We start from the raw sequence: 14,936 nt of genomic DNA, 5'->3' as shown, positions 1-14,936 counted from the left end.
TTCTTATGGTTAATTAAAATTAACCAGATACATTACAAATTTAACTCTCAAGGTTGAGACTTATTTTACTCACATAAAAGTTTAAATATCAAAATCCAAGCAATCGACTTTAAAATATCTCCATAAGAGATTTCATCCAATTTAATTCATTAATACCCTGATAAACAAAACTAAAAGCTAATAAAAATATAACAGCATATCTTGATATTTTAGGAAGTTGTTCTATAGAGACAATAAAAAATAAAAAAATAGCCGTTAAAAACCTATAAGGATATCCACCAACAAAAAAAGGGCTAATAACTACTAAGCTAGTAAAAACAATCGTTATTGCTACTTCAAAAGTTATTTTTTTTTCATAAAAAACACTACAAAAAACAAATATTGCTAATATTAGCCCCCAATATAAAGAAGAAAGTAATGAAGAATTCCACTCATTTGTGCCATAGTGCTCAGCCCTCCTATCCCCTAAAGAAGTCAAGATATGTTCAATCATTGGACCTGTAATATAGGCAAGTAGAATTCCCATGAAAATTAGAAGGAATATAATAACATTATTATTATTTACTTTTTCTAAAATTAAATCAATAGTAAAAAAAACTATTAAAAAAATCAAAATAGATGAATGAATTAAACATAATGGTAAAAATAACAAATAATAATATTTATTTCTAGGAATTATCATCAATAAAGCAACTAATGATATTGCCAAAGCCATTCTTAACTGATTAAAATAAAACATTAAGCCCAATGGATGCACTAATATCCAAGCATAAATTAATTTTTTCTTCTCAAATAAAATATAAAAGTTTAAAAAATAAATAATAAGTGGAAGAGCTATAAAAAAAATCGTTTCACTTCCAAAGCCAAAATTTTCCAGAAAAATTATTATTTTTCGCCATAGCCATTCATTAGAAACATAGCTAAAAATATTTGAAAAGTCGAACTTGAGGCTATTTTCATATCCACCAATATCCAGCATTCTCACATAGGCAAAAGGATCTAAGTCATGATAATAAGACAGGTTGATCAACCAAGGAATATTAACCACAATTAAAGCTAATATAAAAGCCCATATACCTCCAAAAAATCTTAAACTATAACTCTTGTTCATAAATTTTTCCACGTTTTGCAAAAAACCCAAACTTAAATTTATTACTTCTTAGAAAATTTAGAATATTTCCCATATTCAAAAAATTACTCATATTAATCAGCTTATCAACACTAAACTCTAAAATTTCTGAATTTTCATTTCCATATAATAGACTCTCAACACTATTTAATATTTTATTAAATCTTAACAAGACACTAAGATATCAATATTAATAGTTTCAAAGATTAGGTTTCCTATATTGCTATAAATGACCGTTTATTTTAAAAAATTAAATTTAGAAAAAAAATCATTTCATAATGATGAGGGTTTTTCATTTTAAAGAAAATCCAATCCAAATAAAACCTCGTATAATAGACCTCTTGCGAAAGTATGCTTTTACCTAATTTTTTAATCAGCTAAAACCTTATAAAATATAGCTTGCGGTTGTTTAAATTTTGATTAACGCAAGAAGTCTACTAAATTACAATCGAAGATCAGATTCAGATTGATCCAGTACATATTTCAGATCATATAAAATATGTGCTGATTTACCTAGGGCACGTAATGCTTCAGCGCCCATGGCTTTAAACTGATCATGCGCAACGGCTAAAATCACCGCGTCATACTGCCCCTGTTCCAGATTTGTGACCGTAGCAATCCTATATTCATGTTGAGCTTCGCTTGCATCCACCCATGGGTCATACACATCGGCAGTAATATTGTATTCTGTCAGTTCATTCACAATATCAATAATTTTGGTGTTGCGAATATCTGGGCAGTTTTCTTTAAAACTTAGACCTAAAACCAAAACTTTAGCACCCTCTACCTGAATTTTCTTTTTAATCATGCCTTTGACTAGCTGAGTCACCACATAAGCACCCATACCATCATTTAAACGACGACCCGCTAAAATAATTTCAGGATGATAACCAATAGACTGTGCTTTATGGGTTAAATAATATGGGTCTACTCCAATACAATGCCCACCGACCAAACCTGGGCGGAAAGGTAAAAAGTTCCATTTGGTTCCCGCAGCCTGTAAAACGGCTTCAGTATCAATACCCAACTTATTAAAAATAACTGCTAATTCATTAATTAAAGCAATATTCACATCACGCTGGGTGTTTTCAATCACTTTTGCCGCTTCAGCGACTTTAATGCTAGAGGCTTTATGTGTACCTGCTTCAATAACTAAATTATAAACTTGATCGACAAACTCAGCGACTTCCGGGGTAGAACCTGAGGTGATTTTCAGAATATTGGTCACGCGGTGCAATTTATCGCCTGGATTAATCCGCTCCGGACTATAGCCGGCAAAGAAGTCCTGATTAAACTTCAGGCCTGACACTTGTTCCAGAACCGGAATACAGGTTTCTTCAGTCGCACCCGGATATACCGTAGACTCATACACCACCACATCGCCTTTTTTAAGCACCTGTCCAATACTGGTCGAAGCCTTAACAAGGGGAGTTAAATCTGGCTGTTTAAATTCATCAATAGGTGTAGGCACAGTCACAATAAAAAAGTTACAGCTTTTTAAATCTTCTAAATTTGCTGAATAACTCAGCTGGTTTGCCTGTTTGAGTTCTTCTGGGGAAACTTCAAGAGTATGGTCTTCGCCACTTTTAAGTTCATCAATTCTTTTCTGATAGATATCAAAACCAATTACAGGTACTTTTTTCCCAAATTCAACCGCAAGTGGTAAGCCTACATAGCCTAACCCAATGACCGCAATTTTTAAATCTGCAATAGATAGCATTTCAGCGCCTTATTTATGTACTGTACTTATGAGGATTAAATCTTTCGGCAGGCATACTAGCAGAAAACTATGAAATTTCTATTATGATTTGTGCTCAAACCAACCCAAAAACAGCATTGTGTGTATTTTTTGTAAAAATTTAAATAATTTACACTTCTACTATCATTCAGTTCTTACCATAAACTCAGAAAGATAGTTACAAATTGCTATGTATATAGTCAATAACTTGGGTAGAATAGCTTCAATTTTAAAATTTAAAAATAATCTTTGGGAAAACGTGTGCGACACTTTCAACTAGCTGCTTTATTGGCATGTGGCCTTGCTACTACAGGGTGTGCAGTCACCTCTGGTTTACAAACATCGGACTTACCTAGCGAAGGCGTTTTTCAAACCGACCTTGGTACGACAGTCAATGTCATAAAACTCACTCAAGATTCTATGATGGCTGTTCAGCCTGCTGTACAGAATATTCAACAACAATATGCCCATCTGTTTAATACACAGCATCGTAACTACAATCTGAGTCCAGGTGACATTCTATCAATTTACTTATGGGCTTATCCTGAACTCACCTCTCCTAGCAATAGTATTAATAATGATCAAGCTGCTCAAGCCAGTGGCTTCCAAATCGACTCAGAAGGTTATATTCAGTTTCCCATTATTGGCCGTTATAAGGCTGCCGGGAAATCACTGACACAAGTCAATCGTGAATTACGCAGCCAATTATCACGTTACCTGAAAAACCCAGATGTGATTGCACGAGTATTGTCTTATCAAGGCCAGCGTTACTCAGTACAAGGTAATGTGATGAAGGGCGGTCAATTTTACTTAAGTGACCAACCTGTGAGTGTTTATACTGCTTTAGGTATGGCAGGTGGTGTGAATGCACAACAAGGTGATAATGCCTCTATTACATTAGTACGCCAGGGACGTTCATATAGTTTAAATACCGTAGAGCTAGAAAAAGCAGGGCTTTCACTGCATCACTTGTTGATCCAGCCAAATGACACGCTATATGTCAACAACCGTGAAAATCAAAAAATTTACGTAATGGGTGAGTCGGGTAAAAACCAATCTTTAGCATTGCGTGATCAAGGCATGAGCTTAAGTGATGTTTTAGGTGAAAGTCTCGGTCTTAATCCACTTTCTGCCAGTCGCAGTAAAGTTTATGTTGTGCGTAGTCAGCCCACGACTACTCACACTGAAGTCTACCAGATGGACTTGACCAGCATTGCTGATTTTGGTCTGGCCAATCAGTTTAAGATGCGCAGCAATGATATTGTGTATATCGATGCATCTGGCTTGGCGCGCTGGCAGCGTGTCGTCAACCAGATTATCCCATTCTCAAATGCTTTGTATAATTTAGACCGTTTGGGGAATTAATGAAAATCAATCATATTTTAGTGGTTTGTATTGGCAATATTTGTCGTAGCCCCATGGCAGAATACTTTTTAAAACAGCAATATCCGCATTTACAGATTGAGTCTGCGGGTATTGCGGGCGTGGTTGGACATGCAGCCGATGAAAAAGCCAGTCTATGCATGCAACGCTTTGAGATTGATATGAGTGCGCATATTGCAAAAAAACTCAATGCTGAGCTGATTAAAAAAGCTGACCTAGTTCTTGTGATGAGTCAGAATCAGCAAAAACATATCGAACAGACCTGGCCATTTGCCAAAGGTAAAACCTTTAGACTGGGGCATTGGCAAAGTAAAAATATTGCCGATCCTTATCAGCATGATCAAACATTTTTTGATGACACCTGTCAATTAATTCAAGACTGTATTGCTGACTGGAAAAAATATATTTAATTTTTTTAATATTTTCACTTTTTGATATTTAAATTATGAGCCAAACCGCCAACACCGAAGACACCATTGACTTAAAGGAATTGTTTTTTTCCTTGATTGCGCAATGGAAACTGATTGCCCTGTGCGTTACTTTAAGTTTGATCTGTGCCTTACTGTATTTAAGAACCACGCCAGATACCTATTCAGTAGATGCTATGGTACAAGTCGAAGACAGTAAAGGGACTTCGGCTGCATTATTGGGTGATTTATCCAGTATGATCGAGCAAAAATCCCCTGCTCAAGCTGAAATTGAAATTTTAAAATCGCGTTTGGTGCTCGGTGAGGTCATCAACCATTTAAATTTAAATATTCGTATATCTGGTACAGAAGACAGTTTCTGGAATCGGTTAATGGCTAAACATGAATACGACACCACGTATTCAGAAAAATCAGTATTGTTTCAAGACAATCGAAATAGTTTCGATATTCGCCAGTTTGATATTCCACAATATTTCCAGGATAAAAACTTAATTTTAAGTTTTAAAGAAGGTAAATATAGCCTGACTGATGAGAAAACTGAACAGGTGGTTTTTTCTGCACCTCTAAACCAGATCAGTCAATCCTCATCTGAATACGGTCTTTGGAAAGTAGGTGTCTTTAGTCAAGACAGTTTCGATGCCGCTTATAATATCCGAAAGCAAAGCTTGCCTGCTGCGATGCAGACTTTGACCAGTAACTACTCAGTGGCTGAGAAAGGCAAGATGAGCGGTGTATTAGGTCTTAACTATCAAGGCGAAGATACGCAGCACATTACTCAAGTCCTGAATGCCATTCTAGCTGCTTATAGCCAACAGAATATTGAACGTCGATCTGCAGAAACTGCGCAGACACTTAAATTCCTGGAAAATCAATTACCGGAACTAAAACAACAGCTTGATGTTGCAGAGCGTGAATTCAACCGCTTCCGCCAACAAGCAAATACAGTGGATGTTACCAAAGAATCGGAATTATACTTAACCCAAAGCATTACTTTAGAGACACAAAAAATCCAGCTGGAGCAGCAGGTTGCAGAAGCTTCATCCAAATATATGGATGAACATCCGATGATGCAGCAAATGAATGCACAACTCGCTGCAATCAATAAAAAAATTGCAGAGCTAGATGGAACATTAAAACGTTTACCTGAACTACAGCGCCAGTACTTACAATTGTTCCGTGAAGTTGAAGTGAAACAGCAACTATATACAGGTTTACTCAATTCATACCAGCAACTTCGTATTGCCAAAGCCGGTGAAATTGGCAATGTTCGTATCGTCGATACAGCAGTTGAGCCGATTAAACCGATTGCACCCAAAAAATTACAAATTCTGATTTTATCGATTTTTCTGGGAGGATTCCTCGGTACATTATTAGCACTGTTACGTAATATGATGCGTTCAGGCATTAAAGATGCTGCTCAGATTGAAAATGAGCTGGATCTGCCAGTGTATGCCACCGTACCGCGTTCTTTAATTCAAGAAAGTCGTATCAACCTGCTGAAAAAGAAAAAGAATATTCCTATTCTTGCGGTTAAAGACAGCGGTGATATTGCGATTGAAAGCCTGCGCAGTATGCGCACCGCAATTCACTTTGCCTTAATGAATGCCAGCAATAATGTGATTGCATTGTCAGGCCCTGCCCCTGAGATTGGGAAATCTTTTATTACTGTTAACCTTGCAACCATTTTGGCGCAAGGTGGAAAACGGGTACTCGTCATTGATGGTGATATGCGTCGTGGTTATTTGCATAAATATTTCAATGCAGAGCTAAGCCCTGGCTTAGCAGAACTGTTAAATCTTCAAAATAGCTATGAAGATATTGTCCAAAACTCGACTGTAGAAAACCTGTTCTTTGTTACTCGCGGCAAGAGTCCAGTCAATCCGTCTGAACTGTTAAGTACCGATAAATTCAAGGCTTTCCTGGATCAGGCATCTGCTCATTTTGATCACATCTTAATTGATACTCCGCCAGTACTTGCTGTGACTGATGGTATTATTATTGCGCAATATGCAGGGGTCAATTTATTGATTGCCCGTCATGCTCAGACGCAAATCAAAGAGCTTGAAATTACGGTGAATCGTTTTGAACAGGCCAATGTAAAAGTCAATGGCGTGATTCTGAATGATGTACAAAAAGGTGCAGCGGGTAGTTATGGTTATAATTATGCCTATGCCTATACTGCACATAAAGATAATGACTAATCTATTCTAAACTCGAATTTCACACTCTGTCTGAGCAGGGTGTGAAATTATCCTTCCTTACATTTATTGCAAATGATTGTTGTTGAAAAAATCAACTAAAAAACCTATCGTGGTTATAGTTTAAAAGTCCTGAGAATATACAAGAATGTTATCCAAAACACTGCTCGCTACCTTGGCATTAAGTTCTTCCCTCACCTTTGCACAAGGCATCGTTTTAAATGACCAAAACTTACGTACCGATTTAAACTGGCTCAATCAGCAGGGTGTGATTCAAATCAGTACTTCCACTTGGCCCATCAGTGGTGATGAAATTCAACGTGCTCTTGCCCAAGCTAAAATCAACAATAATATTCAGCAAAAAGTCATTGATACTGTATTAGCACATTTGAATGCCAATAACCAGTCGCTCAAAGCATCCTTATTTGCAGAAACTGATCAAAAAAATATTCCTCAAGCCTTTGGCGATCAGCAAAAAGCGCAATATCAGGCAGGTATCGAGCTAAATGCGGGTAACGAGAACTGGGATGCCAGAATTCGTGTGAATGCAGAAAAAGATCTACAGATTGACAATGATCAAGATTTGAATCTTGAAGGCTCATATATCGCTGGAAAATTATGGAATCAATGGTTGATTGCTGGACAGATCCCGACCTACTGGGGTCCTGCACATGATGGCAGTTTAATTCGTGGTGATGCCAGCCGCCCTGTCTATGGCGTGACGATGCAGCGTGCCGAACAGAATGCTTTTGCAAACAAATGGTTGGCTTGGATTGGACCTTGGCAATATCAAGCTTTTGCAGGGCAGTTGCAGGATTATGATGCTGTGCCTGATGCCAAACTGATTGGCTTACGTGTCACTGCACAACCCTTGCCTTATTTAGAACTGGGTGCATCGCGTGCTATGCAATGGGGTGGTGAAGGTCGACCTGAAAGCCTGAGCTCACTTTGGGATGCTTTTGTTGGCAATAAAGACAATGGTGGTACAGGTGAACCTGATCCATCAAATCAAATTGCCGGTTTTGATGCACGCTTAAATCTACATCCCCTCGTGCAAGTCCCGATGGGTATCTATGCGCAATATGTCGGTGAAGATGAAGCAGGCGGCTTGCCGGCCAAAAAAATGTATTTGGCTGGAATCGATTATTCATCAAGTTATAACAATATGCCTTTCCAACTGTATACCGAATGGGCAGATACCCGTACCAATGGTAAAGCACAAGGCATTTCCTATAATCACACCAACTACACCGATGGTTTTTACCAGCATGGTTATCCCTTGGCGCATGCCATAGGTGGTGATGGTCAAATGCTGTCTGTAGGTGGCGATATTCGTTTGGATCATCTCAATCGTGTTAATACACGCATCCTATTTGCGAAATTTGATCAAGCAGCTAATCGACCTGATAGAGGCATTACTAATTTAGCTTTTCCAGCGCAGGATGAATTAAAAGCGCTAGATCTAACCTGGACACATTATCTACGCCCAGATATTCCACTTAAACTGAATGGGTGGGTGGGTGACTCTGATGTACACGGTAACGATGGCGGTGTATCAATTGGTATCGAATTCCCCTTAGAAAAGGGCTTATTTTCCTATTAAGACCTAATTCAACACTCAAGTGCTGGTGATAGCCACAACTCTACCATATCTCCCAAAATTTGAGACTGATGAAACTGAAAATAAAAAACCAGCACTTGCTGGTTTTTTATTAAGTATCCAATAATGGCTGGAACTGCCCTACACCGACTGAACCAGTCTTTAAAAGTGATTGACCCCAGCCCGCTGATAAATCAGCTACTGATGAGAGAGGGAGCAATAATCAACATACTTATCAACTCATATATGGCTCAGTAGCTTAGGACTGGCTATACTTTTTTTAATCACTTGCGTCAGCATCAATTTTCTAACCTGAATGTCACATTGCTCTCAAACCACTTGTCATACACTTAGTATTTTTTGTGGAACTGTCAATCTAATATTCAGTTTTTCACTCGTATCTCATTCGATACCTGTAGCTGGAAGGCATAGGTACATTATGCTAATACTCGCTTATGCTCAAAATTAATAGTTTAGATATAATCTTGCAGTACTCCGCATTTAGCTTTCGTGAAAGTCTTATTTATCCATGCTTGGTGTTATTTCACCTCTTTTGTAAATAAGCTAGTGTCATGAATACTTTTTTTTGAAAACCGCGCAGCACCCACTTCCTGATCAGGAGCATTAATTCCCTCTTGGCTTAGCATTACCTTAGCAGTTTTGAACATAATTTTAAAATCAAACCAAATATTATACTGTTCAACATATTGCACATCTAATTCAAATTTTTCTTCCCAAGATAAATTGTTGCGTCCACTCACCTGAGCAAGCCCTGTCATACCCGGTTTTACCTCATGGCGTCGCATTTGTTCATCTGTATAATGTTCTAGAAATTCTTTCATTTGAGGGCGAGGCCCAACAATACTCATATCTCCTTTTAAAACATTAATCAGTTGAGGCATTTCGTCTAAGCTGGTTGAACGTATCTTCTGTCCAAATGATGTGATACGAAATTTATCAGGCAAAAGATTGCCATCTTTATCTACTGCATTTCTCATAGAGCGGAACTTAATCATTTTAAATAATTTACCATTTTTACCCGGGCGTTCTTGGTAAAAGAAAATGGGGGAGCCTAAATTTTTCCGCACTTTATAGCTCATAATGATAAAAACTGGAAACAATACTAATAAAGCTATTAGTGCAATAACTATATCTACTATTCTTTTAGATAATTTTTCTTTAGTAAAAATATTAGAAAAAGAATAAAAATGAACATGAGGAAATAAAGATTTTTTTAAACTAAAATTCTTTTTATCCATATAATGCCAAGAGCTTTTCTTATCTGTTTCATTAACTCCATTCTTCTTTGAGGAAAATTGTATTATTCCATTCTTATGCCCCTGTATATTTTTAGAATATTTATTTGATAAACTATTATCTTTTTCAATAAATAAAGGCTTATGCCTTACAATATTGCTTCCTTCAACGTTTTTGATCTTATTTTTTTCTTTTTTTAGATCCATTAATAAACACCTCAATATGTCTATTTATCAATCATAACAATTATATTTTTTTAAAAGTAGAAATATGTTTATCAAAAAAATAACAACTAACAATTTATTATAGATTAATCTTTCTTTATTAAAAAAATCATACAACTAGGTTCTATGATATTTCACTTAATTGAGATATTAAGACTTTAAGAAAATTTCAATTAAATAAACCACTTTAGAAATTATATCTTTTCATGAGCTTTTAATATATTTAATAAATAATTGTGAAAGTTACTATTTATTGAAAAAAAATCTATTTTTTAAATACAACACACCTCACACTAAAAAATATGTGACAAAATGTAAAATAGTTTTAAATAAGGTGAATTAATTCACCTTATTAATTAATTTTAAGCAAGTCTAAGCCAGATAAGTAAAAAGAAGGAATCTTATTCAAGATGACATCTAAGATTTATATAAAAATCTTATTGATATTTCTACGAGATAAATCCAAAAAAATTGGACAGCTTTAAAAGTAAACTACTTTATTTTTAGAATGTTGATGGCGTTTATTATCAGTATGAAACACTAAAGAAAAAAATAAAAAGAGGCAGAAAATTCACCTCTTATAAAGTATTGATTTATGCTTCAAGGTGGAGGTATTTCTATATGAGTTAGGTCACTATATATCTATACTATAAAAATCATGTACAATCGCACGAGCACCAAAACTTTCTTTTTGATTAATCAGTCCTGTATTTAAAAACTTTCCTTCTTTTTCATTTGAGATACCGAAATCAAATATCTTAGTAGACTGCATATTTTTATTGATTAAAAAATCGATTAGAATATCTAAGGCTCTTTCTTCCCTTCCCTTATCATTACTGGCTAAATACTGTAAATGGACTACTTTCTCAGTTTCAAAAGTCACTGCTGCTGCAACAATCTGACTTTCAAAACAACATTTATAAGCCCTTATGTTATTAGGGAATCTACTTTTTAATAAATCTATTTCCGTTTCATTATGAACTGGCTTTTGATGATGATGTTGACCTAAGACTTCACGAATAACTTCCCAGACTATGCTTGGCTGTTCGACTTCTTCATAAGTTAATCCAGATTTTTTTGCTTTATTGATTGCCCATTTTTTAGATTTTGAATAGTAAATTTTTTCCTGTAAGTTAATAGAAGTACTAATATCCCTACGATAGAGCCTTGCTTCATTTAGAAATAAAGCATATAAATCCTCTTGAGCAGGATAATGATGATAAATATTAGGTATGCATTTATATATAATTTTTTTAATATAATTTTCTTTTAAAAAACCTTTTAACTGAGAAAAAAGACTTAACATATCAATAGCACGACAATCCCTATCAATCAAAAAACCACCAAATGTTAAGCCTTGATGACTATAAAAAATATTATCTTTAATATTTCCAGGCAATAAAGCCACGATTTTATCTTTATCATTTTTAAACATTAAAGAAAAGTCTTCAAATCGATCAGAATGGTAGTCCATAAAATTCCGATTAAACATGAAATGATAATTTTTACAGTTTAATAAAAAATCATTCCATACTTCTTTATCAGCATCTTCATATTTTTTTATTTGAAAACTTACAGCTTCTTTCACCGTAATCTCCTTTATCATTATAAATTTTCATAAGGTATAAAATCTAAATAATATTTTTTAAAAATAATTATTAAAAAAACCTTAAGACTTATCAATTCCTAGCATTTTGGATAACCTATAATTGATCAAATCTGCATTAAAATTTTTTTTAGCATATAAAAATCCTTGATATCCCATCTTATTTACTTGTTCAGGATGCTCTATAAAATAAATCATCTTTTTTACTAATGCAGCCACATCCCATTTTGGAATCAAAAAACCTGTTACTCCATCTACTACTGTTTCATTGCAGCCTGGTACATTAGTAGTAATGACTGGCCGACCTATAGCCATCGCTTCTTGTGTACTGCGAGGAACCCCCTCTCTATAATAGGAGGGTAATACAAAAACCGCACTCTCACGTATTCGTTGATCTACATCTTTAACGAAGCCCGCATATTCTATAATTCCTGTTTCTATCAATTGATCTAATTCTGTCTGCTTTAAGCCGGTTGGGTTTTCGGGATCTAGTCCCCCTATAATTTTAAATTTTATGTCAGGATATTTTTTTTTAATTACTTTAGCAGCTTCTAAATATTCAAATATACCCTTTTCAGCAATTAACCTGGCAATAAAGATAAAAGATAATCTTTTTTGATCATCCCATTTCGTATAAAAATAGTCATTTAAATTAAGACCAATAGGTCCCAAAACTTCAATTGCATTCTGTTTATGCGGAAGATTATAACGATGAACGAGATCTTTAGGATCATCGCGATTTAGAAAAATAATTTTATCTAAGTATGGAAATGCAAGCCGATATAAAGAGATTTGTACAAAGCGTATGAATTTAGCCTTCAAACTTTGACCATTTTTATGAATGGTAAAAGGAGAGCCTAAGCCTTCAATCATGCCATAGATATAAGGAACTTTATTCTTATAAGCAGCCAAAGTTGCATAAATAACGGGTTTTGTTGAATATGAAAATACAATATCAGGTTGAATTTCCTTTATTTTCTGAGTCAGCTGATAAGTTGAATATAGATCAGCCAATGGATTTAACCCTCCACGACTAAGTTGATAGGTTACAAGAGTAACTCCTAAATTTTCTATTTTATCCAACCAGTCATTGCTATATTCAGACACGAAAGCATAAACATGATAATTCTGGGCTAAACAGGACAAAATGAAATCTTTACGAAAGCCATAAAGATTAGATGCTGTTGTACCAATAATAATAATTTTTTTAGAGATCATTACTTTATACGCTCTATAATTTCTAATTGTGAAGCATAAAAATCTTTATCCTGATCAGAGACAGATGTAATCCTACGTATTTGTAGAACTTGCATTAAATTCAGAAAATTTAATATTCTCACTACAATTTTTTTGACTTGAAATTTTAAAATAATTTTATTTTTGTCTATATCAGATATAGTATTCTTATAATATTTTTTAATCACTTTAATTTGGGTATTATAACCACGAATCATTTTTTCTTTTTTTACATTTTCTACTTCTCTATAAAAATACAAGGGTTCTTGCATAACCAGATAATTAAAATCATTTTTTATCGCTGCCGAGAGCCATAATTCATAATCTTCAGCTAAGCAGTTATCGATTTGATAAAGATTTCTTTGACACCATGCCTTACGTGCAAGCAGTGAAGGATGTAATAAATTGGTCAGACCTTGTAAAATTTCTTTGGGCTGCATTTGGTGATTAGAAAAGATTCTTTTTCCTAAAATTTCATTTTTATTGCCAATGGAATATAAGCTGGTTACCACTAAGTCAATTTCTGGATTTTCATTCAAAACTTTAACCTGTTTTTCCAGCCGGTCTACTGCCATTAAATCATCAGCATCCATACGTGCGATAAGGTCATATTTTGCTTCATTAATAATCTGATTTAAGCGGTAAGGCAATCTTCTATTGTACCCATCAGAAATGATACGGATTCGAGGATCGACAAATGACTGGGCTATCTCTAAAGACCGGTCTGTTGATCCATCATCTACCAATATTAACTCCCAGTTTTTAAAAGTTTGAGCCAGTACTGACTTAATCGCATCTTCCAAGTATTTTTCTGCATTAAAAAATGGAATTCCTATAGAAATATACATATTTATTCTTCCTTCTTATTATTTGAAAATAGTAAAAAAGCCGCCAATAAAAACCAGAAAATAAGCGTTCTTGCACTATAAGTGGTAAACCCATATAACATTGGCCCTAATAATATTATTTTGTTTGAAAGTGAAAGTTTCTTGAATATTTGATATAAAAATATTAAAAATAAGGATATGCCTACAATTCCATAATAAAACAAGATTCCTAACCAAGTTGAATGAATTTCATTGCCTGTGGGGTTATATAACCAGTGAGCACCTTGCCCAGCCCCAAAAATCAAATATTGAGGATAATCAAAGAAACTAAAAAGACCGCGTCCTTCTACTTGGCTATCTCTTTGATCTAATCCTTCTACAAATCGTAATACAATATTATCAAAAGCCCCCATGTTATATAAAAAGTAGCTTAAAACACCAAAAAAAACCAAGGTCCCAAAGAATACAAATATTCTTTTATTGAGTTCTCCTTTTTGGCTAAATATAAATCCTAGCGTTAACATTAAAAAGCCAACAGAAGCAGATCTTGACATGGTCAATAAAATCAGAAATAAGGCTAACAAATAAACGACTATTTTTTTAAAGTTGCTTCCAGAAATATATAAATAAATTGCACAGGTACTGAGCACCCAAAATGCCATTTGATTAGGATCATTAAAAAGACCATTGTATCGTGGGTCAAAATCATAACGACCTAAGTTACTTGCCCAGATAATAATTTCAATGACATAGGAGAAAGGAATAAGAAATAATAGTTTTTCATGGAAAAAATTAATCTGAACCTGATTCAGGTTCATCATTAATAAAAAGAATAATAAATTAAAGATCCAGTAAACAGTCGACATCATATAACTGGAATCTAGAACGATTAAATACCAGGAAAAATTCACACAAATTGCATATGCGACAAACAATAAAATTGTATTAGAGTATTCAATATTTATTGAAGAACTTTTATTAAATAATAATAAAATAGCCCCTATAATAAAAATGTGACTAAACTGCGGAACCCCACTTGACCAAAAATAAAACTGAGATAAAAAAAATGAAAACAATACAAGATATACAACCACTTTATCTCTTATATTACTATCACTTAAAAAAATAATGTTATTTTTTGAATTACTTTCATTTAAAATAATCATTATCCATTCCTTTTATATTATCTGATGCTTTAAAAAAGCAAAAGAACTGATTAATATTTCATATTATTAATTTTATTTTTTTGATTTAGTATTTTTTAAAAATATTAATACCTTTTTAAAATTAATAATATTGATTAAACTTAA

At 34.2% G+C, this 14,936-nt stretch carries 11 protein-coding genes; 4 read left to right on the top strand and 7 right to left on the bottom strand.

Annotated elements, in window-relative coordinates:
• Window positions 1-109: 109 nt before the first annotated feature.
• Window positions 110-1,111 (bottom strand): EpsG family protein, encoded by a 1,002-nt coding sequence (locus tag NI468_RS06565; protein ID WP_253100788.1) that lies wholly within the window; start codon window positions 1,109-1,111, stop codon window positions 110-112.
• Window positions 1,112-1,571: 460 nt separating this feature from the next.
• Window positions 1,572-2,849, bottom strand: coding sequence for a Vi polysaccharide biosynthesis UDP-N-acetylglucosamine C-6 dehydrogenase TviB (gene tviB / locus NI468_RS06560; RefSeq protein WP_005105024.1), 1,278 nt, complete (start codon window positions 2,847-2,849; stop codon window positions 1,572-1,574).
• 279 nt (window positions 2,850-3,128) lie between these two features.
• Here tviB and NI468_RS06555 point away from each other — a divergent pair, with 279 nt between their 5' ends.
• The 4 genes from NI468_RS06555 to NI468_RS06540 all read left to right on the top strand — a co-directional run bounded on the left by NI468_RS06555 (window position 3,129) and on the right by NI468_RS06540 (window position 8,479).
• Window positions 3,129-4,232 (top strand): polysaccharide biosynthesis/export family protein, encoded by a 1,104-nt coding sequence (locus NI468_RS06555; RefSeq protein WP_005105023.1) that lies wholly within the window; start codon window positions 3,129-3,131, stop codon window positions 4,230-4,232.
• Window positions 4,232-4,660 (top strand): low molecular weight protein-tyrosine-phosphatase, encoded by a 429-nt coding sequence (locus tag NI468_RS06550; RefSeq protein WP_005094751.1) that lies wholly within the window; start codon window positions 4,232-4,234, stop codon window positions 4,658-4,660. The genes NI468_RS06555 and NI468_RS06550 overlap by 1 nt, the downstream gene beginning before the upstream one ends.
• A 35-nt stretch (window positions 4,661-4,695) precedes the next feature.
• Entirely contained in the window at window positions 4,696-6,879 is a 2,184-nt protein-coding gene (locus tag NI468_RS06545; RefSeq protein WP_253100785.1) for a polysaccharide biosynthesis tyrosine autokinase, read from the top strand.
• Between the two features lie 145 nt (window positions 6,880-7,024).
• Complete coding sequence (locus NI468_RS06540) at window positions 7,025-8,479, top strand: capsule assembly Wzi family protein (protein ID WP_253100782.1); 1,455 nt, start codon at window positions 7,025-7,027, stop codon at window positions 8,477-8,479.
• A 536-nt stretch (window positions 8,480-9,015) separates the two neighbouring features.
• Here the strand turns inward: NI468_RS06540 and NI468_RS06535 are convergent.
• From NI468_RS06535 to NI468_RS06515, 5 genes are all read right to left on the bottom strand, one after another.
• Window positions 9,016-9,666, bottom strand: a complete 651-nt coding sequence (locus tag NI468_RS06535) for a sugar transferase (RefSeq protein ID WP_034609171.1) — start codon at window positions 9,664-9,666, stop codon at window positions 9,016-9,018.
• Between the two features lie 925 nt (window positions 9,667-10,591).
• A complete protein-coding gene (locus NI468_RS06530; RefSeq protein ID WP_244783294.1) occupies window positions 10,592-11,545 on the bottom strand; it encodes a GNAT family N-acetyltransferase in 954 nt (317 codons plus the stop codon).
• Window positions 11,546-11,626: 81 nt separating this feature from the next.
• Entirely contained in the window at window positions 11,627-12,781 is a 1,155-nt protein-coding gene (locus NI468_RS06525) for a glycosyltransferase family 4 protein (protein WP_253100780.1), read from the bottom strand.
• Window positions 12,781-13,647, bottom strand: coding sequence for a glycosyltransferase family 2 protein (locus NI468_RS06520; protein WP_253100777.1), 867 nt, complete (start codon window positions 13,645-13,647; stop codon window positions 12,781-12,783). Before NI468_RS06520 ends, NI468_RS06525 begins: the two co-directional genes overlap by 1 nt.
• 2 nt (window positions 13,648-13,649) lie before the next feature.
• On the bottom strand, window positions 13,650-14,792 hold the full coding sequence (locus NI468_RS06515) for a hypothetical protein (RefSeq protein WP_253100773.1): 1,143 nt from the start codon (window positions 14,790-14,792) through the stop codon (window positions 13,650-13,652).
• Between the last annotated feature and the right edge of the window lie 144 nt (window positions 14,793-14,936).

Source organism: Acinetobacter lwoffii, from assembly GCF_024129355.1.
Classification (GTDB): Bacteria; Pseudomonadota; Gammaproteobacteria; order Pseudomonadales; family Moraxellaceae; genus Acinetobacter; species Acinetobacter lwoffii_I.
The sequence above is the reverse complement of the archived record's forward strand: the minus strand, read 5'-3'. Positions and strand labels throughout refer to the sequence as shown.

Coding starts and splice junctions, on each gene's coding strand:
- NI468_RS06565 (WP_253100788.1), bottom strand. CDS start 1,111: ATGAACAAGAGTTATAGTTTAAGATTTTTTGGAGGTATATGGGCTTTT.
- tviB (WP_005105024.1), bottom strand. CDS start 2,849: ATGCTATCTATTGCAGATTTAAAAATTGCGGTCATTGGGTTAGGCTAT.
- NI468_RS06550 (WP_005094751.1), top strand. CDS start 4,232: ATGAAAATCAATCATATTTTAGTGGTTTGTATTGGCAATATTTGTCGT.
- NI468_RS06545 (WP_253100785.1), top strand. CDS start 4,696: ATGAGCCAAACCGCCAACACCGAAGACACCATTGACTTAAAGGAATTG.
- NI468_RS06540 (WP_253100782.1), top strand. CDS start 7,025: ATGTTATCCAAAACACTGCTCGCTACCTTGGCATTAAGTTCTTCCCTC.
- NI468_RS06525 (WP_253100780.1), bottom strand. CDS start 12,781: ATGATCTCTAAAAAAATTATTATTATTGGTACAACAGCATCTAATCTT.
- NI468_RS06520 (WP_253100777.1), bottom strand. CDS start 13,647: ATGTATATTTCTATAGGAATTCCATTTTTTAATGCAGAAAAATACTTG.
- NI468_RS06515 (WP_253100773.1), bottom strand. CDS start 14,792: ATGATTATTTTAAATGAAAGTAATTCAAAAAATAACATTATTTTTTTA.